23 protein-coding genes and 1 tRNA gene are annotated in these 21,723 nt (G+C 67.5%); 15 read left to right on the plus strand and 9 right to left on the minus strand.

Going from position 1 to position 21,723, the window contains the following annotated elements:
- Window positions 1-44: 44 nt before the first annotated feature.
- The 6 genes from VX037_RS05645 (at window position 45) to VX037_RS05670 (ending at window position 4,855) form a co-directional block, all read left to right on the plus strand.
- Window positions 45-539, plus strand: a complete 495-nt coding sequence (locus tag VX037_RS05645; protein WP_287015416.1) for a DUF2505 domain-containing protein — start codon at window positions 45-47, stop codon at window positions 537-539.
- A gap of 67 nt (window positions 540-606) precedes the next feature.
- On the plus strand, window positions 607-1,116 hold the full coding sequence (locus VX037_RS05650; RefSeq protein ID WP_266060361.1) for a DUF2505 domain-containing protein: 510 nt from the start codon (window positions 607-609) through the stop codon (window positions 1,114-1,116).
- Window positions 1,117-1,154: 38 nt separating this feature from the next.
- Window positions 1,155-1,904, plus strand: coding sequence for a class I SAM-dependent methyltransferase (locus VX037_RS05655; RefSeq protein WP_372475042.1), 750 nt, complete (start codon window positions 1,155-1,157; stop codon window positions 1,902-1,904).
- Between the two features lie 74 nt (window positions 1,905-1,978).
- Window positions 1,979-2,797: a carbon-nitrogen hydrolase family protein gene (locus VX037_RS05660; RefSeq protein ID WP_328713531.1), complete on the plus strand. Its 819-nt coding sequence runs from the start codon at window positions 1,979-1,981 to the stop codon at window positions 2,795-2,797.
- A gap of 12 nt (window positions 2,798-2,809) precedes the next feature.
- Entirely contained in the window at window positions 2,810-3,910 is a 1,101-nt protein-coding gene (locus tag VX037_RS05665) for an LmeA family phospholipid-binding protein (protein ID WP_235723964.1), read from the plus strand.
- Window positions 3,911-4,051: 141 nt separating this feature from the next.
- Window positions 4,052-4,855, plus strand: coding sequence for a DUF1542 domain-containing protein (locus tag VX037_RS05670; RefSeq protein WP_328713532.1), 804 nt, complete (start codon window positions 4,052-4,054; stop codon window positions 4,853-4,855).
- A gap of 59 nt (window positions 4,856-4,914) precedes the next feature.
- Here VX037_RS05670 and purU read toward each other — a convergent pair whose 3' ends face one another.
- On the minus strand, window positions 4,915-5,844 hold the full coding sequence (gene purU / locus VX037_RS05675; RefSeq protein ID WP_287015421.1) for a formyltetrahydrofolate deformylase: 930 nt from the start codon (window positions 5,842-5,844) through the stop codon (window positions 4,915-4,917).
- A 27-nt stretch (window positions 5,845-5,871) separates the two neighbouring features.
- Between purU and deoC the strand changes: the two genes are divergently transcribed.
- Entirely contained in the window at window positions 5,872-6,546 is a 675-nt protein-coding gene (gene deoC / locus VX037_RS05680) for a deoxyribose-phosphate aldolase (protein WP_235723966.1), read from the plus strand.
- 14 nt (window positions 6,547-6,560) lie between these two features.
- On the opposite strand, the gene VX037_RS05685 is transcribed toward deoC, so the two are convergent.
- On the minus strand, window positions 6,561-7,532 hold the full coding sequence (locus VX037_RS05685) for an NAD(P)/FAD-dependent oxidoreductase (RefSeq protein ID WP_235723967.1): 972 nt from the start codon (window positions 7,530-7,532) through the stop codon (window positions 6,561-6,563).
- Window positions 7,529-8,461, minus strand: a complete 933-nt coding sequence (locus tag VX037_RS05690) for a class I SAM-dependent methyltransferase (RefSeq protein WP_235723968.1) — start codon at window positions 8,459-8,461, stop codon at window positions 7,529-7,531. The genes VX037_RS05685 and VX037_RS05690 overlap by 4 nt, the downstream gene beginning before the upstream one ends.
- A gap of 48 nt (window positions 8,462-8,509) precedes the next feature.
- On the opposite strand from VX037_RS05690, the gene VX037_RS05695 reads away from it, so the two are divergent.
- Together VX037_RS05695 and VX037_RS05700 are read left to right on the plus strand one after the other, a co-directional pair.
- Entirely contained in the window at window positions 8,510-9,073 is a 564-nt protein-coding gene (locus tag VX037_RS05695; protein WP_235723969.1) for a helix-turn-helix domain-containing protein, read from the plus strand.
- Between the two features lie 74 nt (window positions 9,074-9,147).
- Entirely contained in the window at window positions 9,148-10,404 is a 1,257-nt protein-coding gene (locus tag VX037_RS05700) for a L,D-transpeptidase (RefSeq protein ID WP_235723970.1), read from the plus strand.
- A gap of 25 nt (window positions 10,405-10,429) precedes the next feature.
- On the opposite strand, the gene VX037_RS05705 is transcribed toward VX037_RS05700, so the two are convergent.
- Window positions 10,430-11,197: an SDR family NAD(P)-dependent oxidoreductase gene (locus VX037_RS05705; RefSeq protein ID WP_235723971.1), complete on the minus strand. Its 768-nt coding sequence runs from the start codon at window positions 11,195-11,197 to the stop codon at window positions 10,430-10,432.
- A gap of 42 nt (window positions 11,198-11,239) precedes the next feature.
- Between VX037_RS05705 and VX037_RS05710 the strand changes: the two genes are divergently transcribed.
- The 3 genes from VX037_RS05710 to VX037_RS05720 are packed head-to-tail and all read left to right on the plus strand — an operon-like array spanning window position 11,240 to window position 14,270.
- Entirely contained in the window at window positions 11,240-12,382 is a 1,143-nt protein-coding gene (locus VX037_RS05710; RefSeq protein WP_328713534.1) for an ROK family transcriptional regulator, read from the plus strand.
- Window positions 12,379-13,191 carry a transglutaminase-like domain-containing protein gene (locus VX037_RS05715; protein ID WP_235723973.1) on the plus strand — a complete coding sequence of 271 codons (813 nt, stop codon included), beginning with the start codon at window positions 12,379-12,381 and terminating at the stop codon, window positions 13,189-13,191. The genes VX037_RS05710 and VX037_RS05715 overlap by 4 nt, the downstream gene beginning before the upstream one ends.
- 5 nt (window positions 13,192-13,196) lie before the next feature.
- Window positions 13,197-14,270, plus strand: coding sequence for a zinc-binding metallopeptidase family protein (locus VX037_RS05720; protein ID WP_328713536.1), 1,074 nt, complete (start codon window positions 13,197-13,199; stop codon window positions 14,268-14,270).
- A gap of 184 nt (window positions 14,271-14,454) precedes the next feature.
- Here VX037_RS05720 and otsB read toward each other — a convergent pair whose 3' ends face one another.
- The 4 genes from otsB to VX037_RS05740 form a co-directional block, all read right to left on the minus strand.
- Window positions 14,455-15,240 carry a trehalose-phosphatase gene (gene otsB, locus VX037_RS05725; RefSeq protein WP_235723975.1) on the minus strand — a complete coding sequence of 262 codons (786 nt, stop codon included), beginning with the start codon at window positions 15,238-15,240 and terminating at the stop codon, window positions 14,455-14,457.
- A complete protein-coding gene (locus VX037_RS05730; protein WP_266060377.1) occupies window positions 15,237-16,772 on the minus strand; it encodes an alpha,alpha-trehalose-phosphate synthase (UDP-forming) in 1,536 nt (511 codons plus the stop codon). The genes otsB and VX037_RS05730 overlap by 4 nt, the downstream gene beginning before the upstream one ends.
- A 5-nt stretch (window positions 16,773-16,777) precedes the next feature.
- Window positions 16,778-16,939 carry a hypothetical protein gene (locus tag VX037_RS05735; protein WP_006330670.1) on the minus strand — a complete coding sequence of 54 codons (162 nt, stop codon included), beginning with the start codon at window positions 16,937-16,939 and terminating at the stop codon, window positions 16,778-16,780.
- Window positions 16,940-17,066: 127 nt separating this feature from the next.
- A complete protein-coding gene (locus VX037_RS05740) occupies window positions 17,067-18,527 on the minus strand; it encodes a threonine/serine ThrE exporter family protein (RefSeq protein ID WP_235723977.1) in 1,461 nt (486 codons plus the stop codon).
- Between the two features lie 4 nt (window positions 18,528-18,531).
- Here VX037_RS05740 and VX037_RS05745 point away from each other — a divergent pair.
- Window positions 18,532-18,606 (plus strand) — tRNA-Thr (locus VX037_RS05745).
- 126 nt (window positions 18,607-18,732) lie between these two features.
- On the opposite strand, the gene VX037_RS05750 is transcribed toward VX037_RS05745, so the two are convergent.
- Window positions 18,733-19,617, minus strand: a complete 885-nt coding sequence (locus VX037_RS05750; RefSeq protein WP_266060548.1) for a formylglycine-generating enzyme family protein — start codon at window positions 19,615-19,617, stop codon at window positions 18,733-18,735.
- A gap of 80 nt (window positions 19,618-19,697) precedes the next feature.
- Here VX037_RS05750 and VX037_RS05755 point away from each other — a divergent pair, with 80 nt between their 5' ends.
- Both VX037_RS05755 and VX037_RS05760 read left to right on the plus strand, forming a co-directional pair.
- Window positions 19,698-21,245, plus strand: a complete 1,548-nt coding sequence (locus VX037_RS05755; protein ID WP_266060382.1) for a carboxylesterase/lipase family protein — start codon at window positions 19,698-19,700, stop codon at window positions 21,243-21,245.
- Between the two features lie 171 nt (window positions 21,246-21,416).
- Entirely contained in the window at window positions 21,417-21,695 is a 279-nt protein-coding gene (locus tag VX037_RS05760; protein WP_235723979.1) for a hypothetical protein, read from the plus strand.
- Window positions 21,696-21,723 lie beyond the last annotated feature (28 nt).

A 21,723-nucleotide genomic window follows, 5' to 3' on the forward strand; every position in this document is an offset into this window, starting at 1 on the left:
GTGTAACGGTAGCCGGGTCGTCGTACTCCGGTAGTGTCCCCCTCATGGCCAGCACGATGGAACACACGGTGTCCTATCCCTTCTCGGTTCAGCGGCTGTGGGAGGTCCTGTCGTCGGAAGACTATTGGCGGGATCTGCTCGAGGCCATCAACTCCAGCCACGGCAAACTCGAGTCGTTCGAGGTGTCCGGGGACACGGTGACCGTGGCGATGCAGCAGGGCGTGCCGGCGGAGAAGCTGCCGTCGATGGTGTCCAAGGTGCTCAACGGGGACGCGCAGATCCCGCGCCGGAACACCTTCCGGCTCGTCGGCGACGAGATCGCCGGTGAGATGACCGCCACGGTGTCCGGGGCGCCGGCGAAGGTCGCGGGGGCCGTGGCCATCAGTGGTGACCCGGCGACCACCCGATATACCGCCGACGTCGACGTCAGCGTTCCGTTCGTCGGCAGCAAGATCGAGAAGGCCATCATCGACCAACTCGTGGAGTTGCTCGACGCCGAACACGAGCAGACGGTGTCGTGGGAGGCGTCGCATCGCTGAAGGGGCCGGCGCCATGACATCGCCAACGAATTGGGAAGCAACGAATCGGTAACGTAGCCTGGTCGCCATGGCACGACGGCTCAGCTACTCGGCGCGCTTCACCCATCCTGCGGAAACGCTCTACCAGGCGCAGAGCACCCGACAGTACTGGGACGACATGATGGCGGGCTTCCAGATGATCTCCCCGCACTGTGCGGTCGACTCGTTCACCGCCGACGAGACCGGGATGAAGGTCGTGCTCAAGCAGACGATCGGCCGCGACCAGCTGCCGGCGCTCGCGCAGACCGTGCTGATGAAGGACATGGTGATCACCCGCGAGGAGACCTTCGGCGCGTTCGACCCGGACAACACCAAGGGCGACTACACCGCGTCGATCCCGGCCGGCCCGGGCAGCCTGCAGGGGTGGCAGGAACTTTTCCCCACCGAGACCGGCTGCACCATCCGCAAGACCACCGAGGTCAAGGTGTTCATCCCGTTCGTCAACGGCAAGCTCGAACAGCTGATGCTGGTCAATCTCGTCGACCTGTTCCGCGCGGAAGCCGAATACGCGGCCGACTGGGTCAAGAAGAACCTCTGAGCGCCGGCGGGGCCGGCCAGAGTAGGCCGCTCGGCCGCATCACCCGCGGCACCACCAACATCAACCGGCTCCGGCGGGTGGACCGGTGGATGGTGCATGACGCCGCGATCGGCATCGCACTCGGTTCGGTGCCCCGTCCGCTCGTCGTCGACCTCGGCTACGGGGCGCGCCCCGACACGACCGTCGAGATGGCGCGGCGCCTGCGGACGATTGCGCCGAACCTCGAGATGGTGGGCCTGGAGATCGATCCCGAGCGCATCGTCGGTACCCGCGACGAGGTGCGATTCGCCCTCGGCGGCTTCGAACTCGCGGGCTTGCGTCCGCAGCTGGTTCGGGCCTTCAACGTGCTGCGGCAATACGACGAAGAAGAGGTGGCCGCGTCCTGGGCGCAGATGCGGCATGCGCTGGCCCCGGGCGGGCTCATCGTGGAGGGCACCTGCGACGAGATCGGTCGCCGTTGCTGTTGGATCGTGCTGGACGCCGCCGGGCCGCGCACGCTGACGCTGAGCTGGTCGCCAGAACACACGGCGCGACCCTCGGAACTCGCGGAACGTCTGCCGAAGGCGTTGATCCACCACAATGTTGCGGGCGAACGGATTCATGAACTGCTGACCCGGGCCGACCGTGCCTGGGACATTGCGGCCGGTCACGCGGCCTACGGCCCGCGGACTCGGTGGCGCCAGGCGTTGACGGCGATGCGTGCGGGCGGCATCCCGGTGGTCATCGGCCGGGGCCGATCGGTCGACAATGTGCTCACCGTGCCGTGGTCGGTGGTTTCTCCCGACTGATCCGTCATCTGATCGTGCGAATGCCCCATGATCAGCCGGTTGTCAGCAGCGTGCCGGTCCGTACGCTGGTGGCCATGCGAATTGCGATGGCGCAGATCACCTCCGGCACAGACCCGGCGGCGAACCTGGAGCTCGTGGAGGCAGCGGTGGCCGAGGCCGCCGCCGACAACGCCGATCTGGTGGTGTTGCCCGAGGCGACGATGTGCCGGTTCGGCGTCCCGCTGGGCCCGGTCGCCGAGCCGGTGGACGGTCCGTGGGCGCGTGGAGTGTCGTCGATCGCCGAACGCCACGGGGTCACCGTTGTCGCCGGGATGTTCACGCCCGCGGGCGATCGGGTCGCGAACACGCTGCTCATCGCCGCCCCGGACGGGTCGCGCACCTCCTACGACAAGATCCATCTCTACGACGCCTTCGGTTTCACCGAGTCCCGGACCGTTGCGCCGGGCGATGACCCGGTCACCTTCACGATCGGCGACGTCACGGTGGGTGTCGCCACCTGCTACGACATCCGCTTTCCCGCGCTGTTCACCGAACTCGCGCGCAGCGGCGCGCAGGTGATCGTGGTGCCCGCATCGTGGGGTGCCGGCCCGGGCAAGGTGCACCAGTGGCAGGTGCTGGCCACCGCGCGGGCACTGGATTCGACCAGTTTCGTGGTCGCCGTGGGGCAGGCGGTACCCACCGATCAGCAGGTGTCCGAGTCGTCGGCACCCACCGGAACAGGTCACAGCCAACTCACAGATCCCTTCGGTACCGTGGTCGCCGCATACGACGACAGCGTGCAGGTCGGGGTCCACGAGATCGATGTGAACGCAGTGGAGAAGGCACGCAAAGCCCTGGCCGTGCTCGACAACGAACGGCCCATCCGACAGGTCTCGGCACCGAGCAGCAACTGAGGACCGCACGACATGACCGACAGCGAGAACACCGACCGGCCGGCAGCCGGCGAGGACCCGCAGAAGCGGTCCGACAACGAGCCCACCCCGCAGACGGGTCGTCCCGACGAGCCGGGTGCCCATCCGTACCCGGACGATCACACCGCGCGGCTCGACGCCGCGGCGACGACCGATCAGTCACCGCGCGCCTATTCGCAGGTGCCGCGCACCGAGACCGCTCAGTTCGGCCCCGGGGAGACCGGCGGGTTCCCGGCGAGTGGGACCGACGGTTTCGCGCCGATACCGCCCGAAGCGCAGCCCGGTGTCGTGTCGTCGGCGCCGGCCAAACGGCGCAGCACCGGCAAGATCGTCGCACTGGCCTCGGTGGCGGTGGTCCTGGTGTTGGTGATCGCCGCCGTCGGCAGCGAACTCTATCTGCGCAACCAGGCGACCGACTGCATGGAGAGCGCCTTCACCGACCTCACCGGTACCGAGACCTCGGTGTCGTTGAGTCGCAAGCCGATGCTGTTGCAGGGCTTCGGCAACGACATCCCGTTCGTCCAGATCGACACCGCCGACGAGCCCGGCCAGATGCGGTTGCATGCGCGGGCCGAGGGCATCACCGGCGACGGGGACACCACCAACATCCGCTCCTTGGTCGGCACCGGGTTCATCCCGTTCGATCGGGTGGTCGCGATGAGCGAGTCGGCCACCGCAAGCCCCGATCCGTCGACCTCGGGCAACGGCGGCAACGGGGCGAGCAGCCTGATGCAGGGCGCCAGTATCGAGTCGATCACCGGCAATGCCGCCGACGGGACCATCAAGGTCGATTCCGCGGTGCAGCTCGCCTTCCTGCCGATCCCGGTGTCCACCACGATCAAACCCGTGCTGCAGGACGGGCGCGTCGACTTCGAGGTGGTCGAGGCCAACGCCTTCATCTTCGGCATCCCCTCCGACTTCGCCCAGCAGGTGGTCGACAGTGTGTCCGATTCGATGTTCGGCCCGCTGTTCGACGAGGTCACCGTGCAGAACATGAAGGTGACCGACCAGGGCGTCGACTTCGCCGTCGACGGGCAGGATGTGGCGCTGTCGGGTCAGATGACCGGAGATTCCGGCGGCTGCTCGGCGGCCTGAGCGACCGCCGCCGAATGCGGACGCGGCGGTGAGCCGACGATCGTCGGTACGCTGGGAGATGTCCGATTTTGCCGATCTTGGCGGAGCGCCCCCGCGGTCTCCCGGGAGGGCAGCGCAGGTGTACCCCCTACGGAGGAAGAGATGAGCGCACTGATCTTGATCGCGGTGGTCGTCGTGGTGGTTGTCGGCATCGTGGTGATGTCGCAGCAACGATCCGGGGCCAACGCCGCTCGCCAGCTCGACGACGCCAAAGCCGATGCGCGCCAAGCCATCGAACGGCTCGGCGGCCAGGTGTTCATGCTGGTGGGTGACGACCCCGCATCCAAGCAGGCGCTCGCCGACGCCGGCGAACGCTACAACGCCGCGGGATCGCAGATCGAGCAGGCGACGTCGCCGGCGCAGGCGCGCCTGGCCAAACAGACCGCGCTGGAGGGTCTCTACTACGTCCGCGCGGCCCGCACCGCCATGAATCTCGACCCGGGCCCACCCGTGCCCGAACTCGAGGGTCAGAAGAGCGCCGGCGCGGTTACCGAAGACCGCACGGTCGACTTCGAGGGCCGGCAGATCGAGGCGTCGCCCGGCCCCTCGGAGCGAACCCCCAACTACTATCCCGGTGGTCGTGTCGCCGGGCGCCCGGTGCCGGCCGGCTGGTACTCCGAGCCGTGGTGGAAGCCCGCCCTGGTCGCCGGCGCGTGGGGCATCGGGTCGATGTTCCTGTTCTCGGCGCTGTTCTCCGGCATGGCGGGTGTCAACTACGATGCGAACGCCTTCGAGAGCGGTGCAGGTGACGGATCGGACGCCGGCGCACTCGACGGTGGAGACGCCGGTGGTGACGCCGGCGATGCCGGTGGCGACTTCGGTGGCGGCGACATGGGTGGCGACTCCGGCGGCGGTTTCTTCGACGGCGGCGGCGATTTCGGAGACTTCGGCGACTTCGGCTTCTGACGATTTGTAGTATCAACCGGCGGAAAAACGCCGGTCGATACTACGAATCCGCGGTGACGTCAGGTGAAGACGACCGTCTTGCGGCCGTGCACCAGGATGCGGTCCTCCAGATGCCAGCGCAGGCCGCGGGAGAGCACCATCGTCTCGATGTCGCGGCCCTGGCGCACCATGTCGGCGACGGTGTCGCTGTGATCGACCCGGATCACGTCCTGCTCGATGATGGGTCCCGCGTCGAGGTCGGCGGTCACGTAGTGGCAGGTGGCGCCGATCAGTTTGACACCGCGTGCGAACGCCTGGTGGTACGGGCGGGCGCCGACGAAGCTGGGCAGGAAGCTGTGGTGGATGTTGATCGCGCGGCCTGCCCACGCGTCGCAGAGCTGTGGCGGCAGGATCTGCATGAATCGCGCCAACACCACGGCATCTGGTGCGTACTGCTCGACCACGGTGGCCACCTCATCGAATGCCTGCGCCTTGCCGTCGGATGGGAACGGCACGTGGTGGAACGGGACATCGAAGCGGGTGACGAGCTCTTCGAGATCCCGATGATTGCCGATCACCGCGGACACGTTGGCCGGCAGTTCGCCGCGATGCGCACGGCCGAGCAAGTCCACCAAGCAGTGGCTCTCCTTGCTGACCAGCAGCACCACCGACTTCGGTGCGCCGGTGTCGGTGAGCCGCCACTCGGTGTCGGAGCCGATTTCGGCGGCCACCTCACGGGCGAAGCGTTCGCGCATCTCGTCGAGGCCGATCCGGACCGATCCGGCCCGCACGGTCTGCCGGGTGAAGAACCACCCGGTCTCGCTGTCGGAGTGATACCCCGCCTCGGTGATCCAGCCGCCGATCTCGGCGAGGAACCCGGAGATCCGCGCGACGATTCCGGTGCGGTCGGGGCATCCGAGGGTCAGGACGTACCGCCGATCGCTGTCGGGGGAGGACGATGTCGTCGATGCCGCGACGGCCGCTGCGGGCGTCGGCTCTGATGCTGCCACGTCTGTCAGTGTGCCAAGCTCGTCTGTGTGATCACCACCGACCTGACCCGGCGCGATGTCGCGGCCCTCATCGACCACACTCTGCTCAAACCCGAGGCCACCCGCGCGGACGCTGAGGCCACCGTCGCCGAGGCCGCCGACCTGGGCGTTTATGCGGTGTGCCTGTCGCCGTCGATGCTGCCCATCGACACCGGCGAGCAGAAGACCTGCGTGGTGGCCGGGTTCCCGTCGGGCAAGCATCATTCGCTGGTCAAGGCGGCCGAGGCCCGTCTGGCCGTCGACACCGGAGCCGAGGAGGTCGACATGGTGATCGATGTCGGCGCCGCGGTCGACGGGCGTTTCGACGAGGTGTTCGCCGACGTGCTGACCGTCCGCGAAGCCATCGGCGACGTGGTGTTGAAGGTCATCATCGAGTCTGCTGCGCTGCTCGAATTCGCCGGCCCCGACACGGTCACCGAGGTCAGTCGTCGCGCGGCGCAGGCGGGTGCGACGTTCGTGAAGACCTCCACCGGCTTCCATCCATCCGGCGGCGCGAGCGTGGAGGCGGTCCGCCTCATGCGTGCCGCGGTCGGCGAGACGGTCGGGGTGAAGGCCAGCGGAGGCATCCGCACACCCGAGTTCGCGGCGGAGCTGATCGGCGCAGGCGCGACCCGGCTCGGACTGTCCGGGTCGCGTGCGGTGCTCGACGGCTTCGCCGACTGACCGCGGCGCGGCGGTCAGACAGCTTCGTGGGCATCTGCGAGGGCGCGTGAGCGTCGGGCCTGGACCGCGCGGCGTGTGTCCTCGGTGATGAGATCCATGTGCAGCGCGCCGGCTGCGGTTACGCCCGCACCCATCGACACCGCGACCGTGGCGGCAAGGTTGGTGACGTTACCGGCGGCCCACACACCGGGGATGTCGGTGGCGCCCATCGGATCGGCCGCCACATACTGCCCCATCGGGTGATCGGTGAGCGTTCCCCCCAGGCTGAAGTAGAGCGCGGATCGGACCACGAACTTCGGCGCGACCACCAGTGCGTCCCGTTCGATACGGTCGCCGTCGGTCAGTGCGACGGCCGCCAGCGTGCCGTCGGCGATGTCGAGATGGTCCACCGTCTGATCGATGATGGCGACGTCGAGTGCCGAGAGCTGTTCGCGCTCGGCGGGTTCGATCTCGCCCATGGTGTGGGTGAACAACGTGACATCGTCGCTCAGTTGGCGGAACAGCAACGTCTGGTGGACGGCCATCGGCCCGGTGCCCAGGATGCCTATCCGCTGACCGCGTACCTCCCATCCATGGCAGAACGGACAGTGCAGCACCGTGGAGCCCCAGAGTTCGGGCACTCCGGGTACCTCGGGTAGCTCGTCGACGAGACCGGTGGCCAGCAGCACGCGCCGTGCGTCGACCGTGTCGCCGCCGGCGAGGGTCAGGGTGAACGTGCCGTTGTCGCCACGCGCAGCGTCGATCACCTCATCGGAGACGAAATCCGCTCCGTAGCTGCGCGCCTCGGCCCGCCCGCGGTCCAGAAGTTCGGTCGGTGAGATGTTCTCCTGGCCGAGGACGTTGTGGGCGCCGTCGGCTGGGGCGTTGCGGGGTTGGCCGCCGTCGACGACGAGGACCGAGCGCAGGGACCGCGCCAGGGTGGTGGCCGCGCTCAGCCCGGCGGGGCCGCCGCCGACGATCGCGACGTCGAAACTCTTGCTGCTCATGGTTTCTCCTGGTTGTGTTCGGGCCGCCGGGCGATCCATGCGGTGCGGCGGGTGCTGACAGTGAGGTCCTCGCGCGTGCCCAGCGACGATGGTCCGGCGGGGGCGAGCAGGTCATCGAGCCGGGACCGGTCGGTGTCGGACAGTTCCTCGGCCAGGCCGTGCGCCATCCGCGAGATCCAGGCGTGCGCATAGCGACTCGTGAGATCCGGCGGTGCCGGTGCATTCGTGATGGCGTGGGTCTCGAGCAGGTCGAAGCCGGCGCCGACGATCACCGGCGACCAGTCGGGGTGGGCGTTGGCCCCGCGCTCGGTCATGATCGTGTGCAGGCGACGCTCCAGCTGTCCATCGGGTGTGTCGGGCGGGAGGAAAGCGGGAAGGCCGTCGAGCTCCACCACGATCAGCAGGCCGCCGGGCCGGACTGCGGCGTGGACATTGCCGAGTAGGTCCGCCGGCGCGGCGAAGTGGTGCATGGCCGACGACGACCACACCACGTCGAGGTCGGCAAGATCGCCCGGCAGTGCGGTGTCGAGATCGGCGACCTGCGTCCGGACACGATCGCCGACACCGGCGGCCCGGGCCGCGTCGCGGACGCGGTCGAGCATGTCCGGCGCATTGTCGAGCGCGGTGACCTGTGCCGACGGGAAGAGGGCCGCGAGGCGCGCGGTGAGCCCTCCGGTGCCCGACCCGAGGTCGACGACGGAGCGTGGCGCGGCGATCAGGTCGGCGATGCGTTCGGCGAGATCGTCGACGAATCCGCCGGAGGCCGCCGCGTCGAGGTCGAGTACCTCGGCCATGCCTTCGACCATCGCGTCGGCGGTGGCCGGATCGTGCACGTGCGCGTCGTGGGCGCTGTGGTGATGGCCATGGTGTCGGTGTGCGTCGTGACCGGGATGATGCCCGGCATGCGGTGGCTGTGCGGACTGAGGCATACCGTCGACGGTAGCGAGGGAATGCTGGATTGGCATACAGTCTTGCGCATGGAGCAAGAAATTGATGCGGTGGTGCGTCAGCGGATTCGTGGGCTGCGGGTCGCCAAGGGGTGGACCTTGGACTCGCTGGCCGCGCGTTGCTTCCTGAGTCCGTCGACGCTGAGTCGCATCGAGACCGGGCACCGCCGCGTGGCACTCGACCAATTGGTACCGATCGCGCGCGCCCTGGGTACCACCCTGGATCAGCTGGTCGAGCCGTCCAACGACGAGGACGTGGTGATCCGTCCAGAGTCGCACCGGACAGCCGGAATGACCGTGTGGAAGCTATCGCGGGATCAGACTCCCGGTGGGGTCACGGTGGCCAAGATGCGGATTGCCGAAGAGCACGTCGTGGACCCGAACAACCTGGGCGTTCACCCTGGCCGCGAATGGTTCACGGTCATCTCCGGGACCATCCGGCTGCACCTCGGGGAGCGGGTGATCGCGGTCCCTACCGGCCAGGCGGCGGAGTTCTCGACCATGGTGCCCCACGGAATGGCCGCCGTCGACGGGCCGGCCGAGATCGTGTCGATCTTCGACCACGAAGGTGAGCGCGCCCACCTGCCCGGGTGATCGTCGGTTTTTCAGCCAGATCACAGCTGGCAGATGGGGTTTTCCGGACATTCGCTCGGTAGGCTCGAGGTGTTATGACTGCGAAATCTCTCGTCACTCGTCGCACCGTCCTTGCCGCCGCCGGACTCGGCGCTGTCGGTGCGGCGGTTGCCGCGTGTTCGGGCGGCGACTCCGCCAGCGAAAACGCGGGACCCGCCGAGCCCACCGTGCAGGTCGTGTTCACGCCTTCGCTCGACTCGCCGGACGCCCCGAACCCCACCGACACGTTCTCGGTGAAAGCCGAAAACGGTCAACTCAATCCCGACATCAAGCTGCTCAACCCGAACGGCAAGGTGGTGCAGGGGGAGATGTCGGATGACCAGACCACCTTCACCATCACCGAACCTCTGGGGTACGGGTCGGAATACACGTGGCAGGGCAGCGCCATCGGCAGCGACCGGGTCACCGCGCCGGTCGAAGGGACGTTCACGACGCTGACCCCAGAGTCGCAGATCAACGTGGTGGTCAACATCGGCGACGGCCAAGAGGTCGGTATCGCCGCGCCGATCATCCTGAAGTTCAATGCGACGGTCGATGACAAGGAAGCCGTCGAGAAGGCGCTGAGCGTCACCACCGAACCGCAAACCGAGGGTGCCTGGGCCTGGCTCGGCGAGGACAACGGGTCACGAGTGCACTGGCGGCCCAAGGACTATTGGGTGCCGGGCACCAAGGTCCACATGTCGGCCGACCTCTACGGCGTCGACCACGGCGGCGGCGCCTATGGCGCGGCGGATGTGACCAGCGACTTCGGTATCGGGCGGTCACAGATCGTCAAGGCCGAGGCGTCGTCGCATCAGATCGTGGTGCTGCGAGACGGTGCCGAGCTGATGACACTGCCCTGCAGCTATGGCGAGGGCGACCTGGATCGCAACGTCACCCGCTCGGGCATCCACGTGGTGACCGAGAAGTACGAGGACTTCTACATGAGCAATCCCGCGGCGGGGTACTTCAACGTCCGCGAACGTTTTGCCGTCCGCATCTCCAACAACGGCGAGTTCATCCACGCCAACCCGGAAACCATTGGGGTGCAGGGTTCGTCGAATGTCACGAACGGGTGCATCAATCTGTCACTGGAGAATGCGCAACGCTACTTCGAGACCGCGGTCTACGGCGACCCGGTGGAGGTGACCGGTACCCGCATCGATCTGTCGGAGGCCGACGGCGACATTTTCGACTGGATCTTCGACTGGGACACCTGGACCGGGATGTCGGCGATCCAAGGTGATCCCGACCAGATCGATGCGCCGGCAACGCCATCCGGTGCGCCGCGGTCGGCGGCGCCGGCGGGTTGAGTTCGTCGGGTACGGGTGGGCGCGCCTACCCCGTCTTGATGTTTCGCCGAGCCGAGGCCTGATCTCGCGGTTTCAGGATGATCTGGTCGAGGTTCACGTGCGGCGGCCGCGAGGCGACGAAACCGATCACCTCGGCCACGTCGTCGGCGGTCAATGGGGTCAGGCCCTGGTAGACGGCATCGGCGCGGTCCTGATCTCCGCCGAACCGGACAAGCGAGAACTCGGTTTCGACCATGCCCGGTGCGATCTCGGTGAGGCGCACCGGCTTTCCGAGCAGCTCATAGCGCAGCGTGCGATGCAGCACACCCTGTGCGTGCTTCGCGGAGGTGTAGCCGGCGCCGTTGTCGTACGCCTCGAGGGCCGCGATCGAGGAGATTGTCACGATCAGGCCGTCGCCCGATGCGATCAGTGCGGGCAGCAGCGCCTTGGTGATCCGCAGCGTGCCGAGGACGTTGGTCTCATACATCCACCGCCAGTCGTCGAGGTCTGCGGTCGCGATGGGATCGAGCCCTTTGGCGCCGCCGGCGTTGTTCACCAGGACATGGACGGTATCGAGTCCGTCGACGAAGGACGCGACCGAATCCTCGTCGGTGACGTCGAGGCGACGGCCGGTGCCGCCGATCTCCGCGGCGAGTTCGTCGATCAGCTCGGTACGTCGGGCGCCGAGGACGACGTGATAGCCCTGTTCGGCAAGCTGACGTGCGGTCGCCGCGCCGATCCCCGAGCTCGCGCCGGTCACCACCGCGATCTTTTTGTCCGTGTCCGTCGTGCCGTGTTCGAGGGAGCTGCTCATGACCTCAGCTTAGCGACGGCACTGCGTTGCTAAGTTTGGAGCATGTCGTCGACCGGAGTCGTGCCCGCGGCCCTGCAGGTCGGCTCCACGCCCGCCGCGGCCGTGCTGCACGCCATCCGGGTCAGCGGCCCCGTGACGCGTGATCACCTGGCCGCCGCGACCGCATTGTCACCGGCGACCATCAACCGTCAAGTCGCCGCATTGTCGCGGATCGGTCTGATCGTCGACCGGCCCGATCTGGTGGACCCCGGCGGTATCGGGCGACCCAAACATCCCCTCACCATCGACCGAGACACATTGTGCGTCGCCGGAATGCACATCGGCGCACGGCGAACACTGCTGGCCATCGCCGACCTCGGCGGACGGACCCTGTACAGCCATGCGGTCCGCACACCGCGCGACGAGGCGGCTGTCGGTGATCTGTGCGATCAGCTGGCCGAACTCGTCGACCGGTTCAGCGGGCGTCGGTTGCTGTGGGGTGGTGTCGCCGCCGGCGGTGCCGTGGATGCGGCAACGGGACGAATCGACCATCCGGTTCTCGGCTGGCGGCGTGTCCCGGTGGGGCAGATGCTGGCCACCGCTCTCGGCGTGCCGGTCTCGGTCGGCGAGCACGTGCAGGCGATGGCGGCTGCCGAACTGTTGCTGAGTTCGCCGCGGGAGATAGTGGGTACCGGCCTGTTCTTCTATGCCCGCGAGACCGTCGGCATGGCGATGTTTGTCGACGGGAAGGTGTTGATGCCGCTGCGCGGCGCCGGTTCCATCGCGCATCTGCCTGTCGTCGCACCCCATCTCGCCTCCGCGGCGCGACCCGTCCTGCAGGATGTGATCGGCCGGGGTGCCGCGCAGTCCGCGGCCCGACGGCTCGGCGTCGGTGAGAACGACTCGGCGATCGTCGATGAGCGTGCCGAGGTACTCGGTGGTGTGGTCGCGATGCTGCGCGACGTCCTCAACCCGGACGGTGTGGTCGTCGCCGGCGACGCGTTCGCCGCTCACCCGCACGGTCTGGCACCCGTGCAGGCCGCGTTCGATGCGGCGACCACCATCGCCCGCCCGCTCGAGATCTCGCCGTCGCAGTTCGGTCTGCGCGTGCAGGAGAGTGCGGCCGTGGTGATGGCGCTCAGTGTTGTCTATGCCGACCCCGTCGCCGCGACCACCGGTGAGCCATCGCCTACCGTTGGGGCATGACCACAGCCACGCGCGATGTCTCCGCCAACCTCGAGGTGTACGTCACCGCTGCCACGGAGCTCGAATTCCAGATCACCGTGGCGAAGCTGCCCGGTCTCGACCTCACCGAGGAACTGTCGATGACCATCGACGGCGACGCCGTCGAACCCGAGGAGATCGTCGGCGAGCACGGATCCCGCATCCACCGCATCCAGGTCGAATCAGGCTTGGTGGTGGTGGACTACTCGGCATCGGTCACCGCACCGGCCGACCCCATCGCGGTCGAGGTGACCGACCATTCGATCTACCTGCGGCCCAGTCGATACGCTGAGGCCGACAAGTTCTTCGGATTCGCTGCCGGACAGTTCGACATAAACTTGCCGCCCAGTGAACTGCTGCAGCAGGTGGCCGAATACGTCGAGAATCGGCTCAGCTACATCCCGGGCGCCAGCGACCCGATCGACGGAGCCGCGGACACCTTGCTCGCCAATGCCGGGGTATGCCGCGACTATGCACATCTGGTGGTGGCTCTGCTGCGTGCGTTGAACATCCCGGCCAGACTGGTCGCGGTGTACGCGCCGGGCTGCGACCCGATGGACTTCCACGCGGTCGCCGAGGCACTGGTCGACGGACGGTGGGTGGTGGTCGACGCGACCGGGCTGGCGCCGCGGCAGTCCATGGTGCGGATCGCCACCGGCCGCGACGCCGCCGACACGGCGTTCCTCGACAACCATCGGGGCACCATCAACCTGAACTCCTACAAGGTGACCGCCGTGGTGGCCGGCGACCTGCCGACCGACACCGGAGAGGCCCGAATCGGGATAGGCTGAGCGCTGTGCATGCGCTCTCGTGCCCCGTCTGCAACGCGTTGTCGGGGTTCGTCCCACGGCAGTGTCCTCAATGCGGAACCGCTGTCGGCGTCCACCTTCCGAGTCGTTCACTGGTTGTCGTCGCAGAGGATGGCGTGCTGATCGACGGCCGACGCTGGGTGTACTGTGCCAACCGCACCCGCACCGGCTGCAATTGGGTCACCCCCGCGGAAGTGGGGCCGGAGTCGATCGGGCTGCGGGGCCGGTGTTTTCCGTGCTCGCTGGTCCGACGGCAACCCGATCCGGATGACACGATCGCTTTGGAAAAACTCAACTCCACCACCCGCGACTTGCGCATGTTGGTGTATCAGCTTGTCGATCTGGGCCTGCCGGTGGAGCCGTTCTGGCGCACCGACGGCGGCCTTGCCTTCGACCTGTTGTCGAGCCAGACCACCGGCCGGCCGGTGACCATCGGACATGCCAACGGTGTCATCACCATCGACCTCGCCGAATCGCTCGACGCCCATCGTGAACGGCTGCGCGTCGACCTCGGCGAGGCCTACCGGACGATGCTCGGTCATTTTCGGCACGGCGACGGCGCAACGGAATACCTTGATGAGGCCCGGGAGCTCTTCGGCGACGAGCGGGCCTCATACACCGACGCGATCGACAGACATTACACCTACGGTCCGCCGCGCAACTGGCGCGACTCCTTCATCTCCGAGTACGCGACGATGCACCCGTGGGAGGACTTCGCGGAGTGTTTCGCCCACTACCTGCACATCACCGGAACCATCGACACCGCGCGTGAATCCGGGTTGATGCTGAGCAGTGCGCAAGTCGTGTTCACCATGGACCGTGACATCGTGCCGTTGCAGTCCTACGCCGACGAGCCGATCGAACGGTTGCTCTACGATTGGAAGTGGTTGTCCACCATGTTCAATCGGGTGAACGGCGCGATGGGGGCCCGTCCGCTGCACCCGTTCGAGATCCCGCGGCCGGTGGTTCGCAAGCTCGGCTTTGTCCATCGCGTCATCCGCGAGTCGGCGAAACGGGCGCGCACGGTTGATCCGTTGGTGGGGGCGGGCGCGGTGGGCTGACCTCGACTGCGGTGGGCGCATTCCACGCGACCTATCCGTTTCGGACGTGTCCGCGAGCATCACCTGTGGCAGTGGTCGACTGGATTATCCATCCGGACAGGCTCAGCGGTGATGCGGACGGACACGGAGCCCAGACCGCGGCGTTGCTTCGCCGGTCGACGACATCGATCGCAGCCAGACTGCACTATCGGCCTGTCGACTCCCGCCGCCGTGCGACGATGAACTCGAGCACCGTTGCGACGTCGTCGGTGTCACCGATCCGATGGGTGGCGATGGTGTCACCCGCGCCGACCTTGATACTCACGTCGCCGCGCTCGGAATCGAGGTGCGCGAACGCCTTCTCGTCGGTCACGTCATCGCCGAGGTAGATGACCGCGTCGGCGCCGACCCGGTCGCGGAGCACGTCGAGGGCGTGGCCCTTGCTGGTCTCGATGACGGCGAGCTCGATGACCTCTTTGCCTTCGGTGACATGCACTCCGGGCCATCGCGCGGGGCCTGATCGCGCCGCCTCGAGCGCTGCGTCGGCGTCGGCCGGTGCGGCATTGCGGACATGCAGCACGGTGCTGGCCGGTTTGGTCTCCACCCGCGAACCAGGGTGATCTGCTGCGATCGAACGTAGTTCGTCGATCAACCGATGAAGTAGCTCGCGGTGTGCTTCGGAGATCTCCTCGACGAAGCCGGTGTCGAACTCGCTGCCGTGGCTGCCGACGAGTGTCACCGGACCCTTCACCCCGGACAGGTCGGCCAACACCGCCAGCTCCCGGCCGGAGACCACGGCGGCCGCCGTATCGGCGAGGGCTGCGGCCGCTTCGATGGCGGCGACCGACGCCGGGTTGGGTACCGCATCCTCCGGGCGTGACACCAACGGCGACATGCATCCGTCGTAATCGGAGGCGACCAACAGCGTGGGTACTGCAGCGGCGGCGGTCAGTGACTCGCGCAAGTCTGCGGGGATGCCCGTGGCGCTCATTCGTTGCTGTCCGACGATTCCGTTCCACCCTGGACCAGATGTACCCCGCGATTGGGGTCGGCGGCGGTCTCGGTCACCGACTCCAGTGTGCCGAGGAAACTCTCGGCCCATTTGGCGACGTCGTGGGCGAGCACCTGGCGACGCAACGCACGCATGCGTTTGCGGCCGTCCTCGGTGGACTGTTGCACCGCAGCCTCGATCGCGTCCTTGACGCCGTCGAGGTCATACGGGTTGGCCTGATAGGCGGAGCGCAACTCGGCTGCGGCCCCGGTGAATTCGCTGAGCACGAGGGCGCCACCGAGGTCGCTGCGGCACGCCACGTACTCCTTGGCGACCAGGTTCATCCCGTCGCGCAGCGGCGTCACCAGCATCACGTCGGCCGCGACGAAGAAGGCGATCAGTTCGTCGCGCGGCACCGGCCGGTGCAGATACTGGACCACCGGCTGGCCGACGGTCGCGTAGACACCGTTGATGTTGCCGACGAGTTGTTCGATCCCGGCGCGCATCCGGACATAGCTGTCGACACGTTCCCGGCTCGGCGTCGCGAGCTGGATCATCACGGTCTCTTCGGGCTTGATCCGGTGCTCGGCCAACAATTCGGAGAGCGCCTCGAGTCGTACGTCGATGCCCTTGGTGTAGTCGAGACGATCGACGCCGAGCATGATCGTCTTCGGATTGCCGAGTTCTTCGCGGAGCTCGGCGGCACGTTTGCGGATGTCCTTGGACCGTGCCTTGGCGTCGAGGTCACCGGAGTCGATGGAGATCGGGAAGGCGCCGACCCGAACGGTGCGGAAGCCCACCTGCACGACACCGAACCGTGAGCGGACGCCGACCGTGCCCTTGCTGGTGGCCTGGCCGGCGAGTCGACGCGCGAGGAACAGGAAGTTCTGGGCGCCGCCCGGCAGATGAAATCCGATGAGGTCGGCGCCGAGCAGACCCTCGACGATCTCGGTACGCCAGGGCAGCTGCATGAACAGCTCGACCGGCGGGAAGGGGATGTGTAGGAAGAAGCCGATCTTGAGGTCCGGGCGCAACATCCGCAGCATCTTGGGGACCAGCTGCAGTTGGTAGTCCTGAATCCAGACGATCGCGCCTTCGGCCGCTGCGGTGGCGGTCTTCTCGGCGAAGCGTCGGTTCACCTCGACGTAGGTGTTCCACCACTCGCGGTGATACTCGGGTTTGACCAGAACGTCGTGATACAGCGGCCACAGCGTGGCATTGGAGAACCCCTCGTAGTACTCGGCGATCTCCTGCGTGGACAGCGGCACCGCATGGATGTCGATGCCCTCGATGTCGGGGTTGTCGTCGGAGTCGGCAATACCGGACCAGCCCACCCAGGCGCCGGTCTGCGACCGAAGGATCGGTTCCAGCGCGGTCACCAGACCGCCTGGGCTGCGTTTCCAGTTCACCGTCCCGTCGGGGAGGACCTCCTTGTCGACGGGCAGTCGATTGGCGACGACCACGAACTGCGCGTCACCGAACTCATGGTCGGCGGTGGTCCCGCCGTTGGACTCGTCCCCGGACCCCGCCATGCGTTTCAGGCGTTCTCGCCCGGCGCGATTCCCAGCATGGACAGCAGCATCCGGCACTCGTCGGCGTCGGTTGCGTAGGCGGCGACGACGCGACGTGCGGAACTTGCCGTCTCGTCGGCGACCGGCTCCAACTCGTCGTCGGTGATGTCGGTGGTTTTCGCAGGCATTACAGTCCTCTGGCTTCACAGCGGTGTGCCGCCGGCGGTGACCGGTGGCGCGTGCACGACCGGCGTTGGTGTGCGCATCACGATGTTACCTGCTCCGCGGGCGGCCGCCGGTCACACGCCGGGAAGGTCACGGGCGTCGGCGATACCCCTGCAGTCGATTGCGTCGCAGCATCCCCATCCACGCCGGACGGACGGGCAGCTGCGGACGCCGCAACGAGCGGGCGATGAACTCACCAAGCGTGACACCGGCCGCAAGCGCGGCGCCGATGCCCAGGGCGTTCATCATCCAGGTGATGCCGTCGAGGGTCTGATCCCCCAGCAAACCGTAGAGCGCGCGGTAGACCGCGAGACCCGGCAGGAGCGGCGTGATGCCGGCGATCGCCACAACCAGCGGCGGGGTCAGCGCGCGGCGGGCGAGCAGACCACCCACCAGTCCGACCAGGGCAGCGGCCACACCGTTGGCCACCACGTCACCGACCGCGGCGACGAAGGACGCCGACGCGACCACCGCGGCGCCGATCGCACCGCCCATGAACGCCACCGGAAGGGCGCGCTTCTCGGCGTAGCTCGCCAACGCGAAGGCGAACGCGGCCAGGGCGCCGGCGAAGATACGGACCGGCAGTTCGACGGCCGGGAAGGTGGTCTGCGGTGTGATCGTCGGCAGATAGATGCCGACATGCTCCAGGACGCTGATCGCGATACCGACACCGCCGATGAGGCCACCGGTCATCAGCAACAACTCGAAGAATCTCGCGACACCGGTGATCGGGGCGCCGGTGATCGCGTCCTGCACCGAACCGACCAGCGACAACCCCGACAACAGCACCACGATGCCTGCCGCGATGACGAACGATGGCATCAGGTCGATCGACAGATTCAGGTTCTGCGCGATACCGAACGCGGCGGCGGCCGGCACCACGGCGATGAATCCGCCGACGAGCTGCTGGAAGAACACCGGGGTACCGATCCGATTGAGGCGGCGGTTGATCACCACGATGACGACCGTCGTCACAAAAGCGATGAGCGCGCCGAGTTCGGCGCCGCCGAGCAACACCGACACACCCGCGGCCATCAGGCCCCAGGCGCCGGTCGCGATCCGGTGTGGATACGGGTGCGGCGCGGTGATGATCTCGTCTACCTTGCGGTGTGCCGTCGACGGTGTGATCGCCATGTCGCGGATACGACGGACCAGCCGGTCGATCTGTGCCAACCGGGTGAAGTCCATCGAGCGGTAGTAGACCTGCTCCATCGTCGTGATGGGCGGCAACGTCGCTCCGCGGCGCGCGCTGACCACGATGGTGTTGTAGGTCACGTCGACGTCGACGTCCTCGAGTCCGTAGACACCGCACACGAAGGCGATCTGCTGCTGCGTGTCGATCGCAGCGGTGCCCGAATCCAGTAGGACCGCACCGATCTTGGTGGCGAGGTCGAGCACCTCGGTGATCGCCGCGACGTCGAACCTGTCGATCGGTTTGCGCGGCGAGACCATGATGCTGCCCGGCTCGATCGTGTCGATCGTCGCCGGACGGTCCTCGATCAGCCGGACGGGGTTCAACCATCCCAACGCACGGCCGATATACTCGCGCACGCATGCCTCCTTAGCTCAGTGGTAGAGCACTCGCCTTGTAAGCGAGCGGTCGTCAGTTCAATCCTGACAGGGGGCTCCAACAACCCGCCTCCGGCAGGGGGGCTCCAACAACCCGCCTCCGGCGCCAGAACCGAGAAGTCAACGGCCTCGGAGGCGGGGTGTGTTCCTGGTTGTGACGCGTTTCATCCGCGCGAGATCTGCCTACTCACACCACGCACCGAAACCCCAGATGCGACGTCGCCGAGTCGTCGGACTGCGCCGAGCGCGCGGCCGGTCGATAGCGGCGGCAGTACTCCGGTGCGCACAGATGCGATCCACCTTTGGTGACCCGCATGACCTGCGGTGACGTGGTGGGCGCAAGGAGGTTCGGGCGACCGTCGGCATCGACGGCTGCGGTGTCGGACACCGGGTGACGCGGTACCCACACGTCCGAGCATCGCTCCCACACGTTGCCGATCATGTCGAGCAGGCCGAACCCGTTGGTCGGGTACGTGCCGACCGGCGACGTCGTTCCCCAACCGTCGTTGCGGTACGGAAATCGGCCCTTCCAGGTGTTCGCCATGTCGCGCCCGCCGGGCCGCAGCTCGTCGCCGGGCCAGGCGTACTCCTGCCCGTCGAGACCGCCGCTGGCCGCGAACTCCCACTCGGCCTCGGTCGGCAGGCGCCGGCCGACCCAGTCGGCGTAGGCGGCGGCGTCGCGGTAGGCGATATGCACCACCGGGTGCTCGGCGCGGGCCACGAGGAGATTGTCGGTGCCGGTCGGTCGGCGCCAGCTTGCGCCGGGCTGCCAGCGCCACCACACCCGCCAGTCGTGCAGGTCCACCGGTGCCGCGCTCGGGGTGAACACCACCGAGCCGGGCAGGAGGGAGGCCGGGTCGGCGTCGGGGAAATCGGCCGGGTCCGGCGCCTGCTCGGCGACCGTGACATATCCGGTGGCTGCGACGAACTCGGCGAACTGTGCGGTGGTGACCGGATGGCGTTCGATCGCGAACGGCTCCACTACCCGGTCGTGGGCAGGTTGTTCTTCCGGGTAGTGCCGGTCCGAGCCCATCCGGAACCGGCCACCGGGCAACTCGATCAACTCGGTCATAGGCACGGTTCCGAGAGTAGAAGGTGACCGGTGTGTCACATCTGTGGGCGCGGTGTGCGGGTTCGCGCCACGATGGGGACATGGGCGAAGCAGATCTGGTCGTGACGACCACCCACGGACCGGTTCGGGGCAGCAGTCGCGACGGTGTCGACGTCTGGCGCGGCATCCGGTACGCCGCGGCTCCGGTCGGGGGCCTGCGGTGGCGTCGGGCGCGGCCCCCGCAACCCCACGACGACGTCGTCGATGCCACCGAGTTCGGCCCGGTGTGTCCGCAGGAACGCAACCCCGCCATCGCATTGGGCGCCGATGCCCAGATGGGTGAGGACTGCCTGTTCCTCAATGTGTGGGCGCCGGTCGCCGATGAGGCGCTACCGGTGATGGTGTGGCTGCACGGCGGTGCCTACGTGTTCGGCAGCGGAAGCCAGCCGCTCTACGAGGCGACCGACCTCGCCCGCGACGGCCGCGTCGTCGTGGTGACGCTCAACTATCGGCTCGGCGCACTCGGCTTCGCCGACCTCACATCGCTCAACGACCTCCTCGACTCAACGCAGCCTCGGTTCGAGTCGAATGCGGCGCTCAGCGACATTCTTCTCGCACTGCAGTGGGTGCGCGACAACATCGCCGGCTTCGGCGGCGATCCCGACAACGTCACCGTTTTCGGTGAGTCGGCGGGCGCCGGAATCGTCACCACGCTGCTGACGATGGCGGCCGCCGACGGTCTGTTCCATCGGGCGATCGCACAGAGTTCACCGGCGACGTCGATGTACGACCACGAGCGCTCGGCGGGGATCGCCGAGAAGCTGATGGCGGCGCTCGGTCTGCGATCCGCCGACGCCGAGCAACTCGCCACCGTTGACGTCGCACGGATCACCGAGGCGACGATGACGGTCTTCACCGACGTTCCGGTGGACAATCCCGGCACCATCGCGTTCGCCCCGGTCATCGACGGCGACCTGGTTCCCCGGCACCCGATGGATGTGTTCCGGGCCGGCGAATCGATGCCGGTGCCCCTGTTGATCGGGACCAACAAGGACGAGGCGGCGCTGTTCAAGTGGATGAAGTCGCCGTTGATGCCTATCACCCCCAGCGACATCGAGCGGATGTTCGCCGACATGATGGCCGAGTACCCGGATGTCACGGTGCCGCCGCGCGCGCAGATCACCTCGGCGTACTCGGGGATGCGGCCCAAGGTCGCCGGTCTCGGTGTCGCGCGGGACATCGCCTTCCGGATGCCCACGGTGTGGCTTGCCGAAGCGCACGGACGGCACACACCGGTCTACCTGTACCGCTTCGACTGGGCCACCCGGATGCTGCGGGCCCTGCGGGTGGGGGCCACGCACGCCACCGAACTGCCCTACGTCTGGGGCAATCTCGTCGCCGGGCCCAAAGACATCACGTTCAAGCTCGGGGGACGCAAGACCGGCGAGGAGATCTCCGGTCGGCTGCAACGGCGCTGGACCTCGTTCGCCCACCACGGCGTGCCGGATGACGGCGGTGCATTGCCGTGGCCGATGTTCGACGAACAGACGCGGTCCACGCTGGTCGTCGATTCCGACGACCGCGTCGTCGACGATCTCGACGGCGACATTCGCCGGGCGTGGGGCGACGAGGTGCTGAGCTTCCGGTAGTCGCTGCGCTGTGGTGAACCGCCGGTCCTCACTGGCAATTGTCGCTGCCCGATAACTTTTGTGACTCAAGCCATCTCGATGTGCCCGGCGGCCCGATCACCGCATACATTGGTTCACTGCAGTCATTCACACGACACTCGCGCCTGAGGCGGGGGAAAGGCGGTCGACGAGATGGGCCGGGGAATCAACGAGACGAGCGCACGCGGTACGCGGGCGAAGGTCGTGCGTCGGGTGGTCGGAGCAGGGTTTGCGGGGGCAGCCATGGCCGGGGCGATGGCGTTCGCCGCGGCGCCCGCGAGCGCGCAGCCGCTGCCGACCATCGAGCCGACGGTGGAGAACGCGGCGCCGACGCTGGACAACATCAAGCTGGGCATCACCAAGGCCGTCGAAACCAATCCGGAACTCGAGTCGGTCGGCGAGTGGGCCTTGACGCTGTTCCCGGAGTACTGATACTTCGCGAAACGCCGAGCCGGAACCC

It is taken from the genome of Gordonia sp. Z-3, assembly GCF_036233855.1.
Taxonomy (GTDB): Bacteria; Actinomycetota; Actinomycetes; order Mycobacteriales; family Mycobacteriaceae; genus Gordonia; species Gordonia tangerina.

Excerpts from the sequence above, each read along its gene's own strand:
- VX037_RS05645 (WP_287015416.1), top strand. The coding sequence starts at position 45 with ATGGCCAGCACGATGGAACACACGGTGTCCTATCCCTTCTCGGTTCAG.
- VX037_RS05650 (WP_266060361.1), top strand. The coding sequence starts at position 607 with ATGGCACGACGGCTCAGCTACTCGGCGCGCTTCACCCATCCTGCGGAA.
- VX037_RS05660 (WP_328713531.1), top strand. The coding sequence starts at position 1,979 with ATGCGAATTGCGATGGCGCAGATCACCTCCGGCACAGACCCGGCGGCG.
- VX037_RS05665 (WP_235723964.1), top strand. The coding sequence starts at position 2,810 with ATGACCGACAGCGAGAACACCGACCGGCCGGCAGCCGGCGAGGACCCG.
- VX037_RS05670 (WP_328713532.1), top strand. The coding sequence starts at position 4,052 with ATGAGCGCACTGATCTTGATCGCGGTGGTCGTCGTGGTGGTTGTCGGC.
- VX037_RS05685 (WP_235723967.1), bottom strand. The coding sequence starts at position 7,532 with ATGAGCAGCAAGAGTTTCGACGTCGCGATCGTCGGCGGCGGCCCCGCC.
- VX037_RS05690 (WP_235723968.1), bottom strand. The coding sequence starts at position 8,461 with ATGCCTCAGTCCGCACAGCCACCGCATGCCGGGCATCATCCCGGTCAC.
- VX037_RS05695 (WP_235723969.1), top strand. The coding sequence starts at position 8,510 with ATGGAGCAAGAAATTGATGCGGTGGTGCGTCAGCGGATTCGTGGGCTG.
- VX037_RS05700 (WP_235723970.1), top strand. The coding sequence starts at position 9,148 with ATGACTGCGAAATCTCTCGTCACTCGTCGCACCGTCCTTGCCGCCGCC.
- VX037_RS05705 (WP_235723971.1), bottom strand. The coding sequence starts at position 11,197 with ATGAGCAGCTCCCTCGAACACGGCACGACGGACACGGACAAAAAGATC.
- VX037_RS05710 (WP_328713534.1), top strand. The coding sequence starts at position 11,240 with ATGTCGTCGACCGGAGTCGTGCCCGCGGCCCTGCAGGTCGGCTCCACG.
- VX037_RS05715 (WP_235723973.1), top strand. The coding sequence starts at position 12,379 with ATGACCACAGCCACGCGCGATGTCTCCGCCAACCTCGAGGTGTACGTC.
- otsB (WP_235723975.1), bottom strand. The coding sequence starts at position 15,240 with ATGAGCGCCACGGGCATCCCCGCAGACTTGCGCGAGTCACTGACCGCC.
- VX037_RS05730 (WP_266060377.1), bottom strand. The coding sequence starts at position 16,772 with ATGGCGGGGTCCGGGGACGAGTCCAACGGCGGGACCACCGCCGACCAT.
- VX037_RS05735 (WP_006330670.1), bottom strand. The coding sequence starts at position 16,939 with ATGCCTGCGAAAACCACCGACATCACCGACGACGAGTTGGAGCCGGTC.
- VX037_RS05750 (WP_266060548.1), bottom strand. The coding sequence starts at position 19,617 with ATGACCGAGTTGATCGAGTTGCCCGGTGGCCGGTTCCGGATGGGCTCG.
- VX037_RS05755 (WP_266060382.1), top strand. The coding sequence starts at position 19,698 with ATGGGCGAAGCAGATCTGGTCGTGACGACCACCCACGGACCGGTTCGG.
- VX037_RS05760 (WP_235723979.1), top strand. The coding sequence starts at position 21,417 with ATGGGCCGGGGAATCAACGAGACGAGCGCACGCGGTACGCGGGCGAAG.